Genomic DNA, 20272 nt, shown 5'->3' with positions numbered 1-20272 from the left:
CCGAGAAGTTTCGATTGGATCACGATGCGAGAGCCCGGGTTAAATTTGTAGACCGGTGGTTATGGGTCCCTGCTTTCGCAGGGACGACCGATAGAATTGAAGGACCACGCTCATGAACTTCGACGACACCCCGCAGGAAGCCGCGTTCCGCGCAGAAGCCAAGGCGTGGATCTCCGCCAACGCGCCGAAGCAATATGAGGAAGAACTTCGAAAGTCCTCGCTCGGCCGCACCGTGCTCAAGGGCGCCAATATTCTCGAGGTCGCAAAGGCCTGGCAGAAGAAGAAGGCCGACGCCGGCTGGGCGTGCCTGCACTGGCCGAAGGAATATGGCGGCCGTGGATCATCGCCGATCGAGCGCGTGATCTGGCAGCAGGAAGAGGGCCCGTTCGGCAAGCTCTCCGGCATGTTCATCATCGGCCACGGCATGTGTGGGCCGACCATGATGGCGTTCGCCGGCGAGGAGCAGAAGCGCAAATACCTGCCGCCGCTGGCCTCGGGCGAAAAAGTCTGGTGTCAACTATTCTCCGAACCCGCCGGCGGCTCCGACGTCGCAGGTCTGCGCACCCGCGCCGAGAGGAACGGCGACGACTGGATCATCAACGGCCAGAAGATATGGACCTCGGGCGCGCATTACTCTGATTACGGCATCCTGCTGACGCGAACCGATCCGAACGTCGCCAAGCACAAGGGCCTCACCATGTTCTTCCTGGACATGAAGAGCCCGGGCGTCGAGGTGCGGCCGATCAAGCAGGCCAGCGGCCAGTCCGACTTCAACGAGGTCTACTTTACCGATGTGAAGATTCCGGATTCGCAGCGGCTAGGCGCCGTCAATGACGGCTGGAACGTCTCGCTGACCACGCTGATGAACGAGCGCATGTCGATCGGCGCCGGCGTCTCGACCGGCTTCCCCGAATTGTTCGACTTCTGCAACAGCCTGATGCTGGAAGATGGACCCGCGATCGAAGACCGCAGCGTTCGCTCGAAGCTTGCGAATTATGCGGTGAAGGCCAGTGGCCTCCGATACACCAGCATGCGCGCGATCTCGGCGCTGTCGAAAGGCGAGCGTCCGGGGCCGGAAAATTCCATCGGCAAACTGGTTGCGGGATCGATGGTCCAGGAAGTCGCGATGTATGCGCTCGACCTGCAGGGCGCCGCTGGCGTGCTGAGCGGGCCTGAAGAGGCCGAGGTTGCGGGCAAATTCCAGGCGATGCTGCTGCGCGCGCCGGGCACCCGCGTCGAGGGCGGTACCGACGAGATCATGCGCAACATCATCGCCGAGCGCGTGCTTGGCCTGCCCGGCGACATCAGGGTCGACAAGGACGTGCCGTTCAACAAGATCCCGACCAAGGGTCGGACGTAGAATTCGCGCGAAGCGCGAACCCGGAATCCAGAGGTTATTGATCGAGATTCTCAGATGCGCAATTGCGCATCATAGTTCGTGCGTTGCACGCACGCCCCGGAATGACAAGAAAAAAGGAAGCCGCTCATGAACTTCGATGACACCCCGCAGGAAGCCGAATTCCGCACTACCGCGCGCAAATGGATCGACGCCAACGCGCCGAAGCAATACGAGGCGGAGCTGTCAAAGTCCTCGCTCGGCCGGATCCGGCTGGAGAAGGAAGAGATCGTCGATGTCGGCAAGGCCTGGCAGAAGAAGAAGGCCGAAGGCGGTTGGGCCTGCCTGCACTGGCCGAAGGAGTATGGCGGTCGCGGCGCGAGCCCGATCGAGAAGGTGATCTGGCAGCAGGAAGAGGGCGTCTACGGCAAGCTGACGCAGCCGTTCCAGATCGGCGAGGGCATGTGCGGCCCGACCGTGATGGCGTTCGGCAGCGAGGAGCACAAGCGTCACTATCTGCCAAAGCTTGCTTCCGGCGAACATATCTGGTGCCAGCTGTTCTCCGAGCCGGCCGGCGGCTCCGACGTCGCAGGCTTGCGCACGCGGGCGGAAAAGCAGGGCGACAATTGGGTCGTCAACGGCCAGAAGATCTGGACCTCGGGCGCGCACTACTCTGATTACGGCCTTCTGATCACGCGCACCGACCCTAACGTGCCGAAGCACAAGGGCCTGACGATGTTCTTCCTCGACATGAAGAGCAAGGGCGTCGAGGTGCGGCCGATCAAGCAGGCCAACGGCATGCAGGAGTTCAACGAGGTCTATTTCACCGACGTGGTGATTCCCGATCACCAGCGTCTCGGCGCCGTCGGCGACGGCTGGAACGTGTCGCTGACCACGCTGATGAACGAGCGCATGTCGATCGGTTCGCGGCTCGCGACAGGCTTCCCCGAAATGTTCGAGTTCTGCTCGAACCTGATGACCGACGACGGGCTCGCGATCGACGATCCCGCGACGCGTTCGAAGCTTGCGAACTGGGCGGTGAAGGCGAGCGGGCTGAAATACACCAGCTACCGCGCGATTTCGTCGCTGTCGAAGGGCGAGCGTCCGGGTCCGGAGAATTCCATCGGCAAGCTGGTCTCCGGCTCGATGCTGCAGGACATCGCGACCTATGCGATGGATCTGCAGGGCGCGACCGGGGCGCTCACCGGCGCCGACGAAGAGGAGGCGAGCGGCCAGTTCCAGCAGATGCTGCTGTCATCGCCGTCGATGCGTATCGCCGGCGGCACCGATGAAATCCTGCGCAACATCATCGCCGAGCGCGTGCTCGGCCTGCCCGGTGATATCAGGATCGACAAGGACGTGCCGTTCAACAAGATCCCGACCAAGGGGCGATGACCATGGACGCTGCGGCAAAGGCGCGTTACGAGACGGAAGATCGCATCGGCGTGCTCGAGGAGCTCTTGAACGAACGCTATTCCGTTCGCGCCTTCCTGCCGCAGGAGGTACCGCGCGAGACCATTGAGCACGTATTGAACGTGTCGCAACGCACGGCGTCATGGTGCAACAGCCAGCCCTGGCAGGTGCTGATTGCGAGCGGCGAGGCCAAGGAGAAGTTTCGCAAGGCGATCTATGCCGAGGCCGCCTCCGGCGCCAAGGACGATCATGATTTCACGCCGCCGCGCGAATATCTCGGCGTCTATCTGGAGCGCCGCCGCGAGAGCGGTTTTCAGCTCTACAACACGCTTGGCATCGCGCGCGGCGACAAGATGGCGTATGTGAAGCAGGCGCTGGAGAACTACAATTTCTTCGGCGCGCCGCACGTCGCGATCATCCACACCGACGAGCCCCTCGGCATCTACGGCGCGGTCGATTGCGGCGCCTATGTCTCCAACTTCATGCTGGCGGCGCAGGCCCTCGGCCTCGGCACTATTCCGCAGGCCGCACTGGCGCGGCATTCCGGGCTGATCCGGCGGCACTTCAAGCTGGCCGACGATCGCAAGGTGGTTTGCGGTATTTCGTTCGGCTACGCCGACCATTCCCACAAGGTGAATAGTTACCGCACCTCGCGGGCGAGCGTTGCCGATACCGTGACGTTCATCGATTAGCGGGCAACAAAAAGTGGAACACAGAAGAATCAACGTCATGTGCCTCGTCTGCAAACATTAAAACAGGACAGCCGCGGGCTTGACCCGGGCATCCATCGGCTTCAAAGCAGGCTGCCATCTTTTCGATGGATTGCAGGGTCATCCCCGATCAGGTCGGGGACAGGTGCCCGGCAATGACGAGATGAAAAACGGAAGGCCTGCAATGAAATTTGGACCCGCAAAGCACTTCATCGCGCTCCTGCTGGCAGCCCCATTGCTCACCGGTTGCCTCGAACGCGGCCAGCCGACCATGGTCGACACCAGCGCCGACGACGACGCATTCTGCCGCGCCAACAATGTCGCCGCAGGTTCAAACGATTATGTCATCTGCCGCAAGAACCGCGACGTGCAGCGCGGCAATGCCAACGCCCGCACCGACCGTGCCCAACGCAATCTCGCCGAGCAGATGCTGAACAATCCGACCAGGCCCTAACCAGGAGGCCCTCATGAACGAAGACGTCTTCAATGCCAGCCTGCGCGGATTCCTCAAGAAGGTCGGCATCACCTCGCAGCGCGAAATCGAAAAAGCCGTGCGCGACGCCATCGAGGCCGGTAAGCTCAAGGGCAATGAGAAGCTGCCGGCGAAGATGGTGCTGACGATCGGAGGCGTCAGCCTGTCGCATGAGATATCCGACGAGATCGAATTGGGTTGAGGAGGGTCCCTTCCCCTCTTCCCTTGTGGGAGAGGGGTGGATCGAATGAGCGTCAGCTCATTCGAGACGGGTGAGGGGTCTGTCTCCGCGGATAGAGACCCCTCATCCGCCTTCGTTCTCGCGAAGGCACCTTCTCCCACAAGGGGAGAAGGAAAGAAGCGAGCGCGTCGCGATCATTCCAAAAGAAAGCATCACATGGACATCAAGGTCAGGGATTCCAACGGCGCGCTGCTCGCCGAAGGCGACAGCGTCACGCTGATCAAGGATTTGAAGTTGAAGGGTTCGTCCACCGTGCTCAAGCGCGGCACCGTCATCAAGAACATCCACCTCACGGACGATCCCGAGGAGATCGAAGGCCGCACCGACAAGGTCAAGGGCCTGGTGTTGCGCACGGAGTTCTTGAAGAAGGCGTGAACCGTATCGGCTCACCCGGTCGTCGTTCGCAAATCCATCTTCGAATCGATGCTATAAGCGCGGCATGGAGCAACTTGCTATCAAGCTGCTGGGGTTTGCGGCTGCAGCGTGCACGACCCTCGCTTATGCGCCGCAGTTCGTGAAAGTCTGGAGAACCCGCTCCACCGAAGACATTTCGCTTGGAATGTTCCTCGTCATGGTGCTCGGCATTCTGCTTTGGCTGTTGTACGGCCTGCTTTCCGGAGATGCGCCGCTGATCGTCGCGAATGCGGTTACGATCGTCCTGGCCGGCGGAATCCTCCTGATGAAGCTGAAGTACGGTTGAAGCGCAGCCAGCCGGCGGTATTCGCCGCAAACAAAACGCGGCGGGATGAACCGCCGCGTTCGAAATCTGGCAACCCGAATAGGGGCAGCCGTTGTTCCTCGTCGCCGTGCTTCTTGCCGCCGATGGTCTTGAACTTGGCGAACACAGCGTCGACGTTGAGATCGTCGCGCTGCTTTTCGGTCGGCCCCAATTCCGGTTCCTTCTTCGTGGTAACGCGCTAGGGCGCGCGTGAACTGCACCAGCAGCTGGATTGCACTTGTCAGCCCACCACAGACACTGGATACTGAGCGGTCAAGCCATTTAATTACAAAGAGCGGTCGAACGAAGAAGCGAGACTCGAGCGGCAATTTAAGCTGAATTGCGTATGCTTGGCGGGTATGCACGATGAGCTTGGATATGGCCACAAGTGATGCGCCTCCAACGCACTCGGCTCTGGCGTGGCCGCCGTGGGCCATCTCCATCTCAGTCGTGATTGTTTATTTCCTCGCCGCGCGCCTTAGCCTCGCTCTGATCGACAAGGCGGACGGCGTCGCAGTGTTCTGGCCTGCAGCGGGCGTAGCCACCGGTATCCTAGTGGCGTTCGGGCCGACCGTTCGGTGGCCGGTCGTCATCGGCGTGGTCGTTGCCACTTTTGCAGCCAATCTGCTCGGCGACCGCAATCTTGCCAGCACGACGTTTTTTGCCGTGGCGAATGCGGGCGAACCCGTCATCGTCGCAGGGCTTATCCAGCGATTCTATGGCGCACCATTTGAGCTCAATCAGCTGCGTCGTGTCTTTGGATTGTTCGGCGCCACGATAGTTACAGCCTTTATGAGCGGTATCGTAGGCACGCTTGGATTTATGTACTTTCACCCCTCAGCCTCATCCGCCGTAACGATATGGCGTCACTGGGTCGCTTCCGAAACACTGGGTACTATTACGGTCGCACCGCTGGTGATTGGGCTCGCGTCGTTCTTGCGCAAGGCTCCGCCACGGCGCGAAATTGCGGAGGGGACCTTCGCGCTTGCGATCGTGGCTACGCTGTGTTTGCTCCTGGTCTTTCTGCCCCATGAGCCGTGGACTCGCGAACTGGCGATTGCCTCGCTCTGTCCGCTGTTTGTGTGGATCGCCGCCCGCGTTCGCGCCGCCTTTACAGCTGTGGCAACGTTCATGTGCGCAATGACGATTGTATGGACGACAATATTTGCCATTGGCCTCTTCGGCGATACCCGCTTGCCGCTTGAGGAGCGTATCCTGTCTGCTCAGGCGACCATTCTGGCCACTTCGTTCGGCGCGCTTGTGCTGGCGGCTCTGTTCAGCGAGCGACGGACACACGAACTCGCGATCCTCGAAAGAGAGCATCGACTGGAAGAAGCGCTTCGGGCCGGCGGTGTGATAACCTTTGATTGGGACCTTCGCATCGGCCTGATACGGCTGAGCCAGAACGCGGCCGAAATCCTGGGTCTTGGCCCGAGACAATCTCTCAGCAGCGCGGAATGGGTAAGACAAATCCATCCCGATGATCGCCCGTCGGTCACCACTCGCTTGAACACGGCCCGTCCGGACGAGCATTCACATTCGATGACGTTCCGATTTCTGCGGCCGGATGGACGCGGCGAAGTGTGGCTGGAGCAAATTGCAGTTACGCATTTTGACGCAAGCGGAGTGCCCACGCGTATCAACGGCCTGACGACCGACGTCACGGAGCGGATGCGATTTGAGGAAGAGATTTCCCGTGCCTGGAAATCAGCGGCGTTGGCAGATCAGGCAAAAACCAGCTTCCTGTCTGCCGCCAGCCATGACCTGCGACAACCGCTGCAAACGTTGAGATTCCTGCAAGCGGCACTTGAGCCGCGCCTCCCGGATGGAGAGGGACGCAACCTTGTCGGCGGAATAGCGCGATCTCTCGACACCATGTCCAGCATTCTGTCGAGCCTGCTCGATGTCAATCGTCTGGAGGCCGGGGACCTCCGTCCGTCGAAGCGCGACTTCGCGATCAATGAAGTGTTTGATTCCCTGGCAGCCGATTTCCTCGATTCCGTTGCCGAGAAGGGGGTGCGGTGGCGCCTGGTCCGTTCGAAACTCCTGGTCCGTAGCGACAAGGGAATGCTCGAAGCAATGTTGCGAAATCTGCTGTCGAACGCGGTGCGATATACAGATCGGGGAACAATTCTGCTGGGCTGCCGCCGCGCGGGCGACAAAATTCGGATCGAGGTCTGGGATAGCGGCGTCGGCATCTCGCAGGATCAACTGCCTCATATATTTCAGGAATACTATCAGGGCGCGCATGGTGCGGAGCGCGGCGGTTTCGGATTAGGTCTGGCCATCGTCAGACGTATGGGGAAGATACTGGAGCACAGGATCGATGTGCGCTCTACCTCCGGCAGGGGCACCGTGTTTTCGATTGAGGTTCCGCGCGGAGACTCAAGCCGCGATACGATGGAAAGAGCGCGGACGCCTAGATTTGAAAGGGAGGACTTCCCCGATATCATTCTTGTCGTTGAAGACGAGAAGAGTGTCCGGGCCTCGCTAAGTCGCCTGCTGAAAACGAAAGGCATAGACGCGATCGTGGTCGCCACTGCGAATGACGCGCTGGCGCGAATCAACCGGCAAGAAATCCGTCCCGACTTGCTGATATGCGACTACAATCTTCGCGGATCGGCCAACGGCGTTGATACTGTTAATGCCCTGCGCGCAGCACTTGGCTGGAACATCCCGGCCATTGTCATGACTGGCGACATCCGGTCGGAGGTCGTGGACTCGGTTACTGCACATGGCATTTCTGTCCTGATCAAGCCGTTCCTGGCGGACGAACTACTGCAGCACATTACGCGGCTTTACCGGAGATCCAATCCCGACAATCCAACTGGCCCGGCCTCCTAAACAAAAACGCGGCGGGATGAACCGCCGCGTTCGAATTCTCTCCAGCCGAAGCCGCCGAGAAATCTTTACTCCTCTTCGTCGTCCTGCTTCTTGCCGCCGATCGTCTTCAGCTTGGCGAACACGGCGTCGACGTTGAGGTCGTCTTCCGTCTTCTCGCTCGGCTCGAATTCCGGCTCCTTCTTGGTGGTCTCGGAGGCCGGCAGCAGCGTCGCGCCGCCGTAGGCCGCAGGCACCGGCTTTTCCTTGGCGGCGCGCTGCACCTCGAAATCGAGCTCGATCTGCGAGCACAGGCCGAGCGTCACCGGGTCCATCGGGGTCAGCGTGGAGGCATTCCAGTGGGTGCGGTCGCGGACGCTCGCGATGGTGGTCTTGGTGGTGCCGACCAGGCGCATGATCTGCGCGTCCTTCAATTCGGGGTGGTTGCGGACCAGCCACAGGATCGCGCTCGGCCGCTCGTGGCGGCGCGACACCGGGGTGTAGCGCGGGCCCTTCTTCTTGGCAGCCGGCGGCAGCACAACCTTGCTCTCGCCGAGCTTGAGGCGGTAATTCGGGTCCTTTTCGCCCTTTTCGATCTCGTCCCGGGACAATTGGCCGGTCGAAATCGGGTCCATGCCCTTGATGCCCTGGGCGGCGTCGCCATCGGCGATGGCACGGACCTCAAGGGGGTGCATTTTGGTGAAATCGGCCACTTGGTCGAAGGTCAGCGCGGTATTGTCAACCAGCCACACGGCAGTCGCTTTTGGCATCAGCGGTGCATTGCTCATGGCAAATCTCCTTTGTGCCTCGCCCACCTCTTTTGGAGGCGAAGCCTATGGTCATCGGTGATGACGGGAATTAGGGCGCTATATACGCCTTCCCGGGGTATTGGCGCAATGGTCTGCTAAAGTGCCTTGACAGAGCCCGAAAGCAGTCCCAAGTCCTTATGCGAATTGGCCGTTCCCAGCCCGCCGGCTAGGGGTGATTCGGTCTCCGAGATAGCCCCGATGCCTTCTGTGTCAACGTCAGCGAAACCAGATCTCAGAATCGTGCTTTGTTCCCCCCGAGGCTTCTGCGCCGGGGTGGTGCGGGCCATCGATACCGTCGAACGGGCGCTCGCCATCTATGGCGCCCCGGTCTATGTCCGCCACGAGATCGTGCATAACCGCTACGTGGTCGACAGCCTGAAGACCAAGGGCGCGATCTTCGTCGAGGAACTCGCCGAAATTCCCGACAATACCAACGCCCCGGTGGTGTTCTCGGCCCACGGGGTTCCCAAATCGGTTCCGGCCGACGCCCGCGCCCGCAATTTCTTCTCGCTGGACGCGACCTGCCCGCTGGTCACGAAGGTGCACCGCGAGGCGGCGATTCATTTCAAGCGCGGCCGCGAAATCCTCCTGATCGGGCATTCCCACCACCCCGAGGTGGTCGGCACGCTCGGCCAGTTGCCGGCCGGCGCGGTGACGCTGATCGAGACCGCGGAAGACGCCAAGACGTTCACGCCGAAGGATCCCAACAACCTCGCCTTCGTGACCCAGACGACGCTGTCGATCGACGACACCGCCGAGATCGTGGCACTGCTCAAGGAGCGCTTCCCGAACATCAACGGGCCGCACAAGGAAGACATCTGCTACGCCACCACCAACCGCCAGCTCGCGGTCAAGAAGGTGGCGCCGGTGGTCGATGCGCTGATCGTGGTCGGCGCGCCGAACTCGTCGAACTCGCAGCGGCTGCGCGAGGTCGCCGAGCGCGAGGGCTGCAAGATTGCGATCCTGGCACAGCGTGCCTCGGATCTCGATTGGTCGCGGTTCGAGGGCATCAAGAGCCTCGGCATCACAGCGGGCGCATCCGCGCCGGAAGTGATCGTCGAGGAGATCATGGGCGCCTTCGCCGAGCGGTTCGAATTGCATGTGGAGACGGTGTCGGCCGCGGAGGAGAACGAGTTCTTCCCGCTGCCGCGTTCGCTGCGGCCCGAAGCTGCCGCCGAGTAGTCGCGATGGCGGTTTACACCGACGTCGCCGCCGAAGACCTCGCGGAGTTCCTTAAGGGCTACGACATCGGCGAGTTGCTCTCCTACAAGGGCATCGCCGAGGGCGTCGAGAATTCCAACTTCCTGCTGCATACCAGCAAGGGCGCGTTCATCCTCACGCTCTATGAAAAGCGCGTGGCGGTGGACGATTTGCCGTACTTCCTGTCGCTGATGGCGCATCTGGCCGAGCGCGGTGTGCGTTGCCCGCAGCCCGCCCGCAATCGCAAGGGCGAGGTCTATAGCGAGCTTGCGGACCGTCCCGCGGCGATCATCAACTTCCTCGAAGGCGTGTGGCCGCGGCGGCCGAACGCTGCGCATTGCACCGGCGTCGGCGAGGCGCTGGCCAGGATGCATGTGGCGGGACGGGACTTCCCGATGTTCCGCAAGAACCCGCTGTCGGTCGAGGGCTGGCGGCCGCTGTTCGATCTCGCCGCGCCGCGTGCCGATAGCGTCGCGCCCGGCTTGCAGGATTTCATCGCACGCGAGCTCGATCACCTCGAAGCGTGCTGGCCGAAAGACCTGCCGCCCGGCGTCATCCATGCCGATCTGTTTCCCGACAACGTGTTCTTCCTCGGCGATAAATTGTCGGGGCTGATCGACTTCCCGTTCTCCTGCAACGACATGCTGGCCTACGACATCGCGATCTGCCTGAACGCGTGGTGCTTCGAAGCGGATCATTCCTTCAACGTCACCAAGGCCCGCGCGTTGCTCAACGCCTATGGCCGCGAGCGCCAATTGTCTGAAGCCGAGCAGGAGGCGCTGCCGCTGCTGGCGCGCGGCGCGGCGCTGCGTTTCCTGCTGACGCGGCTGGTCGATTTCCTCAACGTGCCGCCGGGCGCGCTGGTCAAGCCCAAAGACCCGCTCGAATATGTCCGCAAGCTGCGCTTCCACCAGAACGTCGCGAGCGTGCGCGATTACGGCCTGACCCAGCCGGGATGCGTCGCTTGAGCGAACTGCCCCACGTGACGGTCTTCACCGATGGCGCCTGCTCGGGCAATCCCGGCCCCGGCGGCTGGGGCGCCATCCTGAGATTCGGCGACAAAGAGAAAGAACTGAAGGGCGGCGAGGCCCACACCACCAACAACCGCATGGAGCTGATGGCGGCGATCTCGGCGCTGGAAGCGCTGAAAAAGCCGTGCGTGGTCGACCTCACCACCGACAGCCAGTATGTGCGTCAGGGCATCACTGGCTGGATCCACGGCTGGAAGAAAAACGGCTGGCGCACCGCCGACAAGAAGCCGGTCAAGAATGTCGAACTATGGCAGCGGCTCGATGCCGCGCTGAAACCGCACCAGGTGCGCTGGCACTGGATCAAGGGCCATGCCGGCCACGCCGAAAACGAGCGCGCCGATCAATTGGCGCGTGAGGGCGTGGCGATGGCGCGGTTGCAGGAGAGGGTAGGGAAGTAGGCCCGCCGGGCGACGACAGCTTTGATAGGCGCGAGCGCCAACAACCGTCATTGCGAGGAGCGTAGCGACGAAGCAATCCATGCTTCAGCACACGCGGTGAAATGGATTGCTTCGCTTCGCTCGCAATGACGTAGAGCTCAGAGCTGCCCCAGCAGCGTATCGCCGCCGGAAACCTCGACCTTGCCGGGCGCCGGCTCGAGGTTGAGCTTCTTCACCACGCCGTCGTCCACCAGCATCGAGTAGCGCTTGGAGCGGATGCCCAGCCCGTTGCCGGAGGCGTCGAGCTCCATGCCGATCGCCTTGGTGAAGTCGGCATTGCCGTCGGCGAGGAATACGGCTTCGTCGCGCTGGTCGGTGTCGCGCTTCCAGGCGTTCATGACGAAGGCGTCGTTGACGGAGACGATGGCGATGGTGCTCACGCCCTTGTCCTTGATGGCATAGGCGTTGAGGAAGATGCTCGGCAGATGCATCTTGTGGCAGGTACCGGTATAGGCGCCGGGCACCGCAAACAGCGCCACCTTCTTGCCCTTGAAAATATCGTCGGTGGTTTTGACCTGCGGACCTTCCGCCGTCATCACGCGAAACTTGGCTTCCGGCAGCTTGTCGCCAACTTGGATCGTCATCTTCAATTCTCCCTCAATGAGCGGATAGTTTCTTAGACCGGGCAGGCGGCCGGTACAATATTCGCGGGCGCTGAAACGGCAACCGTAGCGCCCGTTCACGCTTCCGTCATCACGGTGAAAAGCCCCCTTGGTCCAGGAAGGCCTGCTCGTCGGGCGTGGTTTCGCGGCCCAGCAGGCGGTTGCGGTGAGGAAAGCGGCCGAAGCGCCGGATGATCTCGGCGTGGTGCTCGGCCCATTTCAGGCTTTCGGTATGGCCGGCCGCGCGCTCCAGTTCGATGCAGCGCAGCTGGTCGGCGAGATGCTCCGAATGCATGAACGGCAGATAGAGGAATTCACGCAAAGCGGGATCGATCCGCGCTTCCACGCCGCGATCGACGGCACGGTGCGCCACTTCAAGCGCCTCGGCATCGCTGGCATAGGTCCTGATGTCGCCGCGGAACATGTTGCGGGGAAACTGGTCGAGCACGATGACGAGCGCCAGCGCGCCGTCATCGCTCGCTTCCCATGGCGACAATTCGCCGGCCTTCGCGCGCTGCCACAGGCTGAAAAAGCGCCGGCGCACCTCCGCGTCGAACGCTTCATCGGGCGTGTACCAGCGCTTGGGACCGGCGTCACGCCAGAACGCCAGAATCCCGGCCGGCGTGACGGAATCTTCGACCATTGACAGCAAGTCCGTACGGCTTTTAGGCCGCGGCCTTCTTCTCGTCGCGCAATTCGCGGCGCAGGATCTTGCCGACATTGGTCTTGGGCAGATCGGTCCTGAACTCGATCTGCTTAGGGACCTTGTAGGCCGTGAGCTGCGTGCCGCAATATTTGATGACGTCGTCGGCCGTGAGGTTTTGATCCTTCTTGACGATGAAGGCCTTCACCGCTTCGCCCGATTTCGAGTCGGCTACGCCGATCACGGCGCATTCGAGCACGCCTGGATGGCTCGCGATCACTTCCTCGATCTCGTTCGGGTAGACGTTGAAGCCCGAGACCAGGATCATGTCCTTCTTGCGGTCGACGATCTTGGTGTAGCCCCGCTCATCCATCACGCCGATGTCGCCGGTGCGGAAGAAGCCGTCCGCGGTCATCACGTTGGCGGTCTCTTCCGGCCGGTTCCAGTAGCCGGCCATCACCTGCGGGCCCTTGGCGCAGATCTCGCCCGGCTCGCCGAGCGGCACCTCCTTGCCGTCGTCGTCGCGGATCGAGATGTAGGTCGACGGCACGGGAATGCCGATCGAGCCGGAGAACTGGTCGGTGTCGGCGGGGTTGCAGGTCAGCGCCGGCGAGGTTTCCGACAGGCCGTAGCCTTCCGCCAGCGGGCAGCCCGTTATCTTCAACCACTTCTCGGCAACCGGTCTTTGCACCGCCATGCCACCGCCGTTGGAGACTTTCAGCTTGGAGAAATCGACCTTGTCGAAGCCCGGCGTGTTGAGCAGGCCGTTGTAGAGCGTGTTGACGGCCGGGAAGAAGCTGACCTGGTATTTCATCAACTCCTTGACGAAGCCGGCCATGTCGCGCGGGTTGGGAATCAGCAGATTGGTGCCGCCGGCGCGCACTCCCAAGAGGTAGCACGCGGTCAGTGCAAAGATGTGATAGAGCGGGAGCGCGCAGACGATGACCATCTGGTCGACAATCGGCGGCTTCTTCAGCGCCGGCTGCAGCCAGGCATCGTTCTGCAGCACGTTGGCGAGGATGTTCTTGTGCAGCAGCGTCGCGCCCTTGGAGACGCCGGTGGTGCCGCCGGTGTATTGCAGGAAGGCGACGTCATCGAGCGTGAGCTTCGGCTTGTCGAGCTTCTTGCCGCGGCCGGCGGCGAGCGCATCGTTGAACGAGACCGCGCCCGGGATCGACCAGGCCGGCACCATCTTCTTCACCTTGCGGACCACCAGATTGACGATGACGCCCTTGAAGCCCAAGAGATCGCCCATGCTGCCGACGATCACGTGCTTGACCGCGGTCCTCGCGATCACCTGCTGCACGGTGGTGGCGAAATTCTCCAGAACGATGATCGCCTCGGCGCCGGAATCCTTGAGCTGATGCTCGAGCTCGCGCGGGGTGTAGAGCGGATTGACGTTCACGACCGCATAGCCGGCGCGCAGCACGGCGGCGGTCGAGACCGGATATTGCAGCACGTTCGGCATCATCAGCGCGACGCGGGCGCCCTTTTGCAGGCCCTTGCCCTGCAGATAGGCGCCGAGCGCGGCCGACATATCGTCGAGGTCGCGGTAGCTGATCGACTTGTCCATGCAGATGAACGCCTTGCGGTCGGCGAACTTCGCAAAGCTTTCTTCCAACAGCTCGACCAGCGATGAGTACTGGGTGACGTCGATATCGGCTGGCACGCCCGCCGGATATTGCTTGAGCCAGATCCGCTCCATGGTATTCCCCTCTGCTTGTTTCCCTGTTTCCTGGCCGGGCTCGCCTTGTTTTGGGCAGTATTGTGAATGCCGCCGCCGATGGCAAGCGGCTGCGCGTTATCGACGCATTCGGCGATCTGGAATAGTTCGGCCGAACGGCAGGAAAGCTGCCTAATTACGGTGGCTTCGCGGCCCGTTAACCAGCCGGCTTGGTTTCGCCTTTGGGCTTGGCGGTGGCCTTCGGCTTGGCCGGCTTCGGCGCGGGCTTGTCTCCGACGGCAGCAGACTTGGCGGCTGGCTTTCTATCGGCCGCGGCGGCTGGCTTGGTGGCGGCAGCCTCCGGCTTGGCGTTCGCATGCCTGACCGTCGCAGGCTTGGCGGCCGGCTTCGCGCTGGCTTCAGCCTTGGGTGCTGCCGCGGCGTCGGGCTTCTTCGCTGCAATCTTCGACTTCTTGCCGCGCTTTGCCGAGGCCTGCTTCTGGGCCTCCGCCGCAACGGCCGCGATCAACGCGGCGCCGGTCTTGGTCGGACCGGTATAGACCGGGACGGGCTCGGACGGCACCGCCGCGGCAGCCATCAAGTCCGCGGGCTTGGCCATCGGCGGCTGCAGCCCGGCGGCGGTGAAGAACGTGACCGCGGTCTCGCCGCTCGACGCGCTGCCGTTGGTGGCGACGACGTCGGCGTCCTCGTCGGTGGCCGGCCGCTTGCGTTTGCCGTTGCACATCTCTTCGCGCAGGTTCGGCGGCGTCGCATCGATCGGAACCAGACTGTCGACGGTACCGAGCGAAGGCTTCAGCCAGCCAAGTCCGTTGCCGAAGCCACGCTCCAGCAACTGCGCGGCGCGAACCGCGCGCGCCTGTCCCGAGGACGCGCCGAGCACGACGGCGATCAGCCGTTTGCCGTTGCGCGTCGCAGACGCAACCAGATTGTAGCCGGAAGCGCAGATGAAGCCGGTCTTGAAACCGTCAGCGCCGGGATAGCGCCCGATCAGCTTGTTGAAATTCTGCGTCACCCTGCGACCGTAGCGGATCGAGGGAATGTGCATGAAGTATTCGTATTCCGGCAGGTCGCGAATGACGGCGCGCGCCAGGATCGCAAGATCGCGCGCCGAGGTGATCTGTCCATCCGCCGGCAGGCCGTTCGGATTGACGTAGCTCGTCTGCGTCATGCCGAGCCTCGCGGCGGTCTGGTTCATCATCGCCGAGAAACCGTCGATCGATCCGCCGACGCCTTCGGCAAGCACCACAGCCATGTCGTTGGCCGACTTCACCATCATCATCTTGAGCGCGTTGTCGACGGTGACCTGGGTGCCCGGAGGAAAACCCATCTTGGACGGCGATTCCGAGGCTGCGACCGGCGACACCGTCAGCAGCGTGTCGAGCGACAGACGCCCGTCCTTCACGGCCTTTAGCGTGACGTAGGCGGTCATGATCTTGGTCACCGAGGCGGGGTACCAGGGCATGGTGGCGTTGTCGGCCTGCAGCACCTTGCCGGTGTCGGCTTCAACGACCAGCAGCGCTTCGGCTTGCACGGCGCGCGGCGTCACGACGGCTAGCGCCGCCACGAGGAGAATCCAGTTCATCGACGAATGGCGTGGCAGCAGGCGAAGAAGTTGCACTTTTCCGTTCCGGTCCTTTGAGACCCGCCTTCGAAAAGGAGGTCCTTGAGAAGCTAACGTTCGGGTTTCAAGCGTGTCCGGCGCCGTCGCTTTGCGGCAGCAAACCTATACCGGCTTGGCCGGCCAGAACAGAGCCCGGGCGATTAAATGGTGGACGAAATCGTCGCAAATTCGGCGATGTCCAAACCGTGATCGCGCTCACGCTAGCCTATTTGGCCTCGATTCCGGCGCGCGCATTCTCCTGCACCATGAACTGGGCCTTCGCGAGTTCCGCAAAGCGTCCGCCTTTGGCCACCAGTTCATCGAAAGTTCCGCTTTCGATCACGCGCCCATTGTCGAACACCAGGATACGGGTGGCGTTGCGAATGGTTGAAAGCCGGTGCGCGATCACGAAGGTGGTGCGGCCCTTCATGACCTCGTCGAGGGCGGCGTTGACCTTGGCTTCGGTGACGGCGTCGAGCGCGCTGGTCGCCTCGTCGAGGATCAGGATCGGCGGGTCCTTCAGCAACGCGCGCGCGATCGACAGGCGTTGCCGTTCGCCGCCGGACAGCATGCGGCCGCGCTCGCCGGCGTGGGTCTCGAATTTCTTTTCGCTGCGTTCGATGAATTCCAGCGCCTGCGCGCGGCTTGCGGCGATGCGCATTTCCTCGTCGGTGGCGTCCGGCTTGCCGACGCGGAGGTTGTCGGCGAGCGAGCGGTTGAACAGCAGCGCCTCCTGGAACACCACGCCGATGTTCCGCCGCAGCGCGGTCAGCTTCAGGCCGCGGATATCCATGCCGTCGATCTTGATAATGCCGGATTGCGGGTCGAAGGCGCGGTGCAGAAGCGCGATCGCCGTCGATTTGCCGGCGCCGGTCGGGCCGACCAGCGCGATGGTCTGGCCGGGCAGGGCGGTAAACGAAACGTCCTCGACCGCGGGCCGCTTGCCGTCATAGGAAAACGAGACGTCGTTGAATTCGACGAGGCCGGAGAGGCGGCCGGTATCCATCGCGCCGGGCCGGTCGCGCACCGCGGGCACCGCGTCCAGCACGTCGAAGAATTCCTGCAGGCGCGGCGCCTCCATGAACACGCTGTTGATGAAGCTCACCACCTGTTCGAGCTTCTGGATCAGCATGGTCGCAAAACTCACGAACATGACAATCTCGCCGACCGTGGTCTGCCCTTGTCCGTGCAGGTAGATGCCGACGGAGAAGATCGCCAGCACCGTGATGGTGGTGGAGGCGCGGGTGATGATGGTGACCAGCGCCCACCAGCCAAGCACCGGCATCTGAGCGGCGAGCAGCTTGTCGGCGACGAAGCGCAGGCCCTGAACTTCCGCATCGATCCGCACGAAGCTCTGCACCAGTGCGACATTGCCGAGCGCGTCGGAGGCGCGCGCCGAAAGGTCGCTGTATTGCGCCTCGACTTCGCTCTGCATGCCGTAGGTCTTGCGCACCACGAGCGTGGTCAGCACCGTGAACACCACGCACAGCACGAACAGGAGGATCGCCAGCCGCCAGTTGATGTAGAGCGCGAGCGGCAGCAGCACGACCAGCGACAGGATTGCGGCAAAATGCTCGCGGAAGAAACCGAGCCAGAGCCGCCACAGCGCATCGGTGCCGTTCAGCATCACCTTCATCAGCCGGCCGGAATGGGTGCCGGAATGAAAGGTCAGCGGCAACTGCATGATATGCTCGAAATAATCCGTCAGCACCACCTGGCGCTGGCGGTGCGCCAGCTTGTCGGCGTTGAGCGCGACCGCCGCGCTGCAGAGGATCGTGAACAGGCCGAACGCAACCCAGGCCGCGAGCAGCGGCCACGCCGAATTCGACGCCAGCGGCCCGGCCTGCGGTTTGCCGGAGAGCACGTCGACGATCTTGCCGAACAGCACCGGCTCGGCGAATTGCGCGCCGGCCAGCAGCAGGTTGGCGAAGGCCAGAATCCAGCCCAGCCGCGCCTCCTTGCCGAGCAGCTCGAGGACGCGGGTGTAGAGGCGCAGCATGGACATTCGGATCAAGGACTCAAGGGAAGCGATCAGCGGCCGCTATACTAATCAGGGATCGCGGCGGAGAACCAGAGCGGGATGAATTTGTTCAATCGCTTTTATCTCTAATCGCTTGCGGATAACGCCCACCTCTCCATGAGGGGCACTGCCTCAATTGATCAAGCGGCCGTTGAGCGGCGGCAGGTACTGGTCGTCAAAAATGTCGGAAGCCTGCGGCCGCTTCTGAAACTTGAAATCTTCCGAGACCTGGTCGATCGAGCGTTCGAAGCGTGCCGGATCGATCGCGCCGATGCCGTTGCGTTTCACTTCGCTGGTCAGGATGTTGTCGCGCAGGATGGCTTGCAGGCGTTCGAGTTCGAGGTCCTTTGAGCCGCCGTCCATGCGATTGGCGACTTCGGTCGCAGCGCCTGCAGGGTCCTTGACGGTGAGATTCAGGCCACCGATCGCGGCCCGCACGAATCCCTTCACCGTCTCGGGCTTGGCGGCTGCCAGCGCCGGATTGGCGATAACAGCGAAACCATAGGCCTCGCAGCCATAGTCGGCGAGTTTCAGCACCGCCAGATCGTCGGCCGGCACGCCGCGGTCCTTCAAATTGATCGCCGACAGATAAGAGAATCCGGTCACGGCATCGATCTGGCCCGCCGACAGCATCGGCTCGCGTACTGCGGCGCTAATGCTGCTCTGTTTCACGGTCTTGATCTTGATGCCGTTCTGGTGGGCCACCGCCGGCCACAGCCGGACCGACAGGTCGCCTTCGGCGACGCCGAGCGTCTTGCCCTCGATGTCAGTCAGCGCACGGACGCCGCGGCTTCTGCGGGCGATGATGGAATAGGGCGCCTTGTTGAACAGCACGAACACCGCCTTGATCCTCGGGCTGCCCTGCTTGTCCTTGTCGCGAAACCGCATCAACGCGTTGATGTCGACGAGGGCAAAATCGCTGGTGCCGGCCGCGACGCGCGCAATCGCATCCTGCGATCCGCTGGCGATGTTGGTCGTGACCGCCAGCGCTTCCGCGCTGAACAGGCCGCCGGTTGAGGCCATTACGAATGGGGCGGCGGCGGCATCGATCGGACGATCGAGCGAAAACTGGATCGCGAGGGGAGGCCGGGGTTCATCCGCGGCCAGGACATTGCTCGCCATCAAGCCCGCAATTGCGCACAGCCCGGCAAGCGAAGCCAAGAGAACCCTCGAGCGAACGCTCAAGAGAGCGCTCAGGCAAGAGCGGATGACGTTGGTCCTGACAGCACGCATCGAGGTTACATCAGCACGAGGTGGGACAAGTTGCCGCGCCGGCGATGACTGTTTCGTGACATCGCCAACGGCATGAATCGCTCTTGGGCGAGCCATTCTGCAGCATCTAACCTGAACGGTCGATGACTGCCATGATTTTGCCAGGGATCGTTCAGCTGCCGTTCGGATTCGGGAACCTAGTATCTGCTCAGTGGTTAGCCATCGGAGGCCTGTCGGGCCAGCTCCCACGGAGGATGTCGAGATGTTTGCGCGAAAGGGTTTGTTTTCATCGATCGGCCGCGCCGGCGCGGTGGCGACGATCGCGGCGGTAGCGCTGACGGCGGTCCAGCCATCGATGGCCTTCGCCGGCTCCGCAACTTCAGGCAAGGGCGTCACGGCGTCGGCAGGGACCAGCGATGCGACCGATATCAGCGCGCGCCGCAGATATTACCGCGGCGGCGGTGGTGCCGCGGCAGCGGCGGCCTTTGCTGGCATCGTCGGCACGGGGCTTGCGATCGCGGCCGCCCAGAACCGGCGCGACTATTATTATGACAGCTACGGCTACTACGGTGGCGCGCCGGCGTATTACGGCGGACCGGTCTATTACGGAGGCGGCCCCTACTATGGCGGCGGTTATTATCGATCGGGCGTGCCCCACTATCGCGGGCATCCCCTCGCTAGCTGGTAATTGTGACCGCCGTTAAAGCAGTCGTTAAAGATGAATCCACCGGCCGCTTCGGCCGGTGTATTTTTTCTGGTTGCAGGCCTGGCCGTTAACACGCTCGCCACGGCTTTGCATTAGGTTGGTATGATGAGTGATTCGCTCGAACGGCTTTATCAGGCTGTCATCGCGGCCAGGGATCTCGATCCGGCCACGTCGCGAACGGCCCGGCTGTTTCAGCGCGGTCCCTCCAAAATGGCCAAGAAGCTCGCCGAGGAAGCCATCGAAGTCGTCATCGACGCCGTCAACGGCAAGACCGACGCGGTGGTCCGCGAGAGTGCCGATCTGCTTTATAACCTGATCGTCCTTTGGGCTTCCGCCGGCGTGAAGCCGGAGGATGTCTGGCGCGAAATGGGGCGCCGCGAGGATATGCTCGGCATCGCCGAGAAGCTGCCGAAGTCGGCGGTTAAAATGCCCAAAGTTCTCGCGAGCAAGGCGCTACCCGCCAAGCCGCCATCTGCCAAGGCGTTGCCCAAGACTTTGCCCAAGGAGTTGTCCAAGGCGACGGCGTCCCCCGCGGTCCGGCGGCGAATTGTCGCGCTGGAAGGCCGCTCCTCGCATAAACGGCACTAATTCCCCTCCAATTTCGTCCTTTTCCGGCAT

20 protein-coding genes and 1 pseudogene are annotated in these 20272 nt (G+C 62.4%); 13 read left to right on the top strand and 8 right to left on the bottom strand.

The genetic code is table 11. From position 1 onward, the window contains the following. The first annotated feature begins 112 nt into the window (after positions 1-112). From V1294_RS37545 to V1294_RS37515, 7 genes are all read left to right on the top strand, one after another. A complete protein-coding gene (locus V1294_RS37545; RefSeq protein ID WP_334504335.1) occupies positions 113-1360 on the top strand; it encodes an acyl-CoA dehydrogenase in 1248 nt (415 codons plus the stop codon). A gap of 126 nt (positions 1361-1486) precedes the next feature. Beyond that, positions 1487-2731, top strand: a complete 1245-nt coding sequence (locus tag V1294_RS37540) for an acyl-CoA dehydrogenase (protein ID WP_334504333.1) — start codon at positions 1487-1489, stop codon at positions 2729-2731. A gap of 2 nt (positions 2732-2733) precedes the next feature. Further along, complete coding sequence (locus V1294_RS37535) at positions 2734-3441, top strand: nitroreductase (RefSeq protein ID WP_442895414.1); 708 nt, start codon at positions 2734-2736, stop codon at positions 3439-3441. A 202-nt stretch (positions 3442-3643) separates the two neighbouring features. Then, a complete protein-coding gene (locus tag V1294_RS37530) occupies positions 3644-3913 on the top strand; it encodes a hypothetical protein (protein ID WP_417021199.1) in 270 nt (89 codons plus the stop codon). Between the two features lie 13 nt (positions 3914-3926). After that, positions 3927-4133: a DUF6494 family protein gene (locus V1294_RS37525; RefSeq protein WP_108512192.1), complete on the top strand. Its 207-nt coding sequence runs from the start codon at positions 3927-3929 to the stop codon at positions 4131-4133. A 195-nt stretch (positions 4134-4328) separates the two neighbouring features. Beyond that, on the top strand, positions 4329-4547 hold the full coding sequence (locus tag V1294_RS37520) for an alkylphosphonate utilization protein (RefSeq protein WP_334504330.1): 219 nt from the start codon (positions 4329-4331) through the stop codon (positions 4545-4547). 64 nt (positions 4548-4611) lie between these two features. Continuing rightward, the gene (locus tag V1294_RS37515) at positions 4612-4872 is read left to right on the top strand and encodes a SemiSWEET transporter (protein ID WP_334504328.1); all 261 of its coding nucleotides are present in this window, start codon (positions 4612-4614) and stop codon (positions 4870-4872) included. A gap of 91 nt (positions 4873-4963) precedes the next feature. Here the strand turns inward: V1294_RS37515 and V1294_RS37510 are convergent. After that, positions 4964-5083: pseudogene (locus V1294_RS37510) on the bottom strand (DUF1013 domain-containing protein); the annotation flags it as partial. Positions 5084-5268: 185 nt separating this feature from the next. Here V1294_RS37510 and V1294_RS37505 point away from each other — a divergent pair. Beyond that, positions 5269-7734, top strand: a complete 2466-nt coding sequence (locus V1294_RS37505; protein ID WP_334504326.1) for an ATP-binding protein — start codon at positions 5269-5271, stop codon at positions 7732-7734. A 65-nt stretch (positions 7735-7799) separates the two neighbouring features. Here V1294_RS37505 and V1294_RS37500 read toward each other — a convergent pair whose 3' ends face one another. Then, positions 7800-8498, bottom strand: a complete 699-nt coding sequence (locus V1294_RS37500; RefSeq protein WP_334486053.1) for a DUF1013 domain-containing protein — start codon at positions 8496-8498, stop codon at positions 7800-7802. 219 nt (positions 8499-8717) lie between these two features. On the opposite strand from V1294_RS37500, the gene ispH reads away from it, so the two are divergent. The 3 genes from ispH to rnhA are packed head-to-tail and all read left to right on the top strand — an operon-like array spanning position 8718 to position 11148. Further along, the gene (gene ispH, locus V1294_RS37495; RefSeq protein ID WP_108512190.1) at positions 8718-9701 is read left to right on the top strand and encodes a 4-hydroxy-3-methylbut-2-enyl diphosphate reductase; all 984 of its coding nucleotides are present in this window, start codon (positions 8718-8720) and stop codon (positions 9699-9701) included. A 5-nt stretch (positions 9702-9706) separates the two neighbouring features. Continuing rightward, on the top strand, positions 9707-10687 hold the full coding sequence (locus V1294_RS37490; RefSeq protein WP_334486050.1) for a homoserine kinase: 981 nt from the start codon (positions 9707-9709) through the stop codon (positions 10685-10687). Next, the gene (rnhA, locus tag V1294_RS37485) at positions 10684-11148 is read left to right on the top strand and encodes a ribonuclease HI (RefSeq protein WP_065752206.1); all 465 of its coding nucleotides are present in this window, start codon (positions 10684-10686) and stop codon (positions 11146-11148) included. The genes V1294_RS37490 and rnhA overlap by 4 nt, the downstream gene beginning before the upstream one ends. A gap of 137 nt (positions 11149-11285) precedes the next feature. Here rnhA and V1294_RS37480 read toward each other — a convergent pair whose 3' ends face one another. From V1294_RS37480 to V1294_RS37455, 6 genes are all read right to left on the bottom strand, one after another. Then, positions 11286-11771: a peroxiredoxin gene (locus V1294_RS37480; protein ID WP_108512187.1), complete on the bottom strand. Its 486-nt coding sequence runs from the start codon at positions 11769-11771 to the stop codon at positions 11286-11288. A gap of 109 nt (positions 11772-11880) precedes the next feature. Further along, positions 11881-12432, bottom strand: coding sequence for a DUF924 family protein (locus V1294_RS37475; protein ID WP_334504324.1), 552 nt, complete (start codon positions 12430-12432; stop codon positions 11881-11883). Positions 12433-12454: 22 nt separating this feature from the next. Beyond that, on the bottom strand, positions 12455-14137 hold the full coding sequence (locus V1294_RS37470; RefSeq protein ID WP_334504322.1) for a long-chain fatty acid--CoA ligase: 1683 nt from the start codon (positions 14135-14137) through the stop codon (positions 12455-12457). 175 nt (positions 14138-14312) lie between these two features. After that, a complete protein-coding gene (locus tag V1294_RS37465; protein WP_442895413.1) occupies positions 14313-15734 on the bottom strand; it encodes a D-alanyl-D-alanine carboxypeptidase family protein in 1422 nt (473 codons plus the stop codon). 208 nt (positions 15735-15942) lie between these two features. Continuing rightward, entirely contained in the window at positions 15943-17721 is a 1779-nt protein-coding gene (locus V1294_RS37460) for a glucan ABC transporter ATP-binding protein/ permease (RefSeq protein ID WP_334486038.1), read from the bottom strand. A 147-nt stretch (positions 17722-17868) separates the two neighbouring features. Then, on the bottom strand, positions 17869-18858 hold the full coding sequence (locus tag V1294_RS37455) for an ABC transporter substrate-binding protein (RefSeq protein ID WP_334504993.1): 990 nt from the start codon (positions 18856-18858) through the stop codon (positions 17869-17871). Positions 18859-19210: 352 nt separating this feature from the next. On the opposite strand from V1294_RS37455, the gene V1294_RS37450 reads away from it, so the two are divergent. Beyond that, complete coding sequence (locus V1294_RS37450) at positions 19211-19636, top strand: hypothetical protein (protein ID WP_108512182.1); 426 nt, start codon at positions 19211-19213, stop codon at positions 19634-19636. A 123-nt stretch (positions 19637-19759) separates the two neighbouring features. Further along, positions 19760-20242, top strand: a complete 483-nt coding sequence (gene hisE, locus V1294_RS37445; protein ID WP_334504320.1) for a phosphoribosyl-ATP diphosphatase — start codon at positions 19760-19762, stop codon at positions 20240-20242. The last annotated feature ends 30 nt before the right edge of the window (positions 20243-20272 follow it).

It is taken from the genome of Bradyrhizobium sp. AZCC 1678, assembly GCF_036924765.1.
Lineage (GTDB): Bacteria > Pseudomonadota > Alphaproteobacteria > Rhizobiales > Xanthobacteraceae > Bradyrhizobium > Bradyrhizobium algeriense.
This window is presented reverse-complemented; position numbering and strand designations above follow the sequence as displayed.

What these genes read in the sequence shown, in the direction of transcription:
- V1294_RS37490 (WP_334486050.1), top strand. Translation starts at nt 9,707, where the DNA reads ATGGCGGTTTACACCGACGTCGCCGCCGAAGACCTCGCGGAGTTCCTT.
- V1294_RS37520 (WP_334504330.1), top strand. Translation starts at nt 4,329, where the DNA reads ATGGACATCAAGGTCAGGGATTCCAACGGCGCGCTGCTCGCCGAAGGC.
- V1294_RS37515 (WP_334504328.1), top strand. Translation starts at nt 4,612, where the DNA reads ATGGAGCAACTTGCTATCAAGCTGCTGGGGTTTGCGGCTGCAGCGTGC.
- V1294_RS37525 (WP_108512192.1), top strand. Translation starts at nt 3,927, where the DNA reads ATGAACGAAGACGTCTTCAATGCCAGCCTGCGCGGATTCCTCAAGAAG.
- V1294_RS37480 (WP_108512187.1), bottom strand. Translation starts at nt 11,771, where the DNA reads ATGACGATCCAAGTTGGCGACAAGCTGCCGGAAGCCAAGTTTCGCGTG.
- ispH (WP_108512190.1), top strand. Translation starts at nt 8,718, where the DNA reads ATGCCTTCTGTGTCAACGTCAGCGAAACCAGATCTCAGAATCGTGCTT.
- hisE (WP_334504320.1), top strand. Translation starts at nt 19,760, where the DNA reads ATGAGTGATTCGCTCGAACGGCTTTATCAGGCTGTCATCGCGGCCAGG.
- V1294_RS37530 (WP_417021199.1), top strand. Translation starts at nt 3,644, where the DNA reads ATGAAATTTGGACCCGCAAAGCACTTCATCGCGCTCCTGCTGGCAGCC.
- V1294_RS37470 (WP_334504322.1), bottom strand. Translation starts at nt 14,137, where the DNA reads ATGGAGCGGATCTGGCTCAAGCAATATCCGGCGGGCGTGCCAGCCGAT.
- V1294_RS37540 (WP_334504333.1), top strand. Translation starts at nt 1,487, where the DNA reads ATGAACTTCGATGACACCCCGCAGGAAGCCGAATTCCGCACTACCGCG.
- V1294_RS37545 (WP_334504335.1), top strand. Translation starts at nt 113, where the DNA reads ATGAACTTCGACGACACCCCGCAGGAAGCCGCGTTCCGCGCAGAAGCC.
- V1294_RS37455 (WP_334504993.1), bottom strand. Translation starts at nt 18,858, where the DNA reads ATGGCGAGCAATGTCCTGGCCGCGGATGAACCCCGGCCTCCCCTCGCG.
- V1294_RS37500 (WP_334486053.1), bottom strand. Translation starts at nt 8,498, where the DNA reads ATGAGCAATGCACCGCTGATGCCAAAAGCGACTGCCGTGTGGCTGGTT.
- V1294_RS37505 (WP_334504326.1), top strand. Translation starts at nt 5,269, where the DNA reads ATGGCCACAAGTGATGCGCCTCCAACGCACTCGGCTCTGGCGTGGCCG.
- V1294_RS37460 (WP_334486038.1), bottom strand. Translation starts at nt 17,721, where the DNA reads ATGTCCATGCTGCGCCTCTACACCCGCGTCCTCGAGCTGCTCGGCAAG.
- V1294_RS37475 (WP_334504324.1), bottom strand. Translation starts at nt 12,432, where the DNA reads ATGGTCGAAGATTCCGTCACGCCGGCCGGGATTCTGGCGTTCTGGCGT.
- V1294_RS37535 (WP_442895414.1), top strand. Translation starts at nt 2,734, where the DNA reads ATGGACGCTGCGGCAAAGGCGCGTTACGAGACGGAAGATCGCATCGGC.
- V1294_RS37450 (WP_108512182.1), top strand. Translation starts at nt 19,211, where the DNA reads ATGTTTGCGCGAAAGGGTTTGTTTTCATCGATCGGCCGCGCCGGCGCG.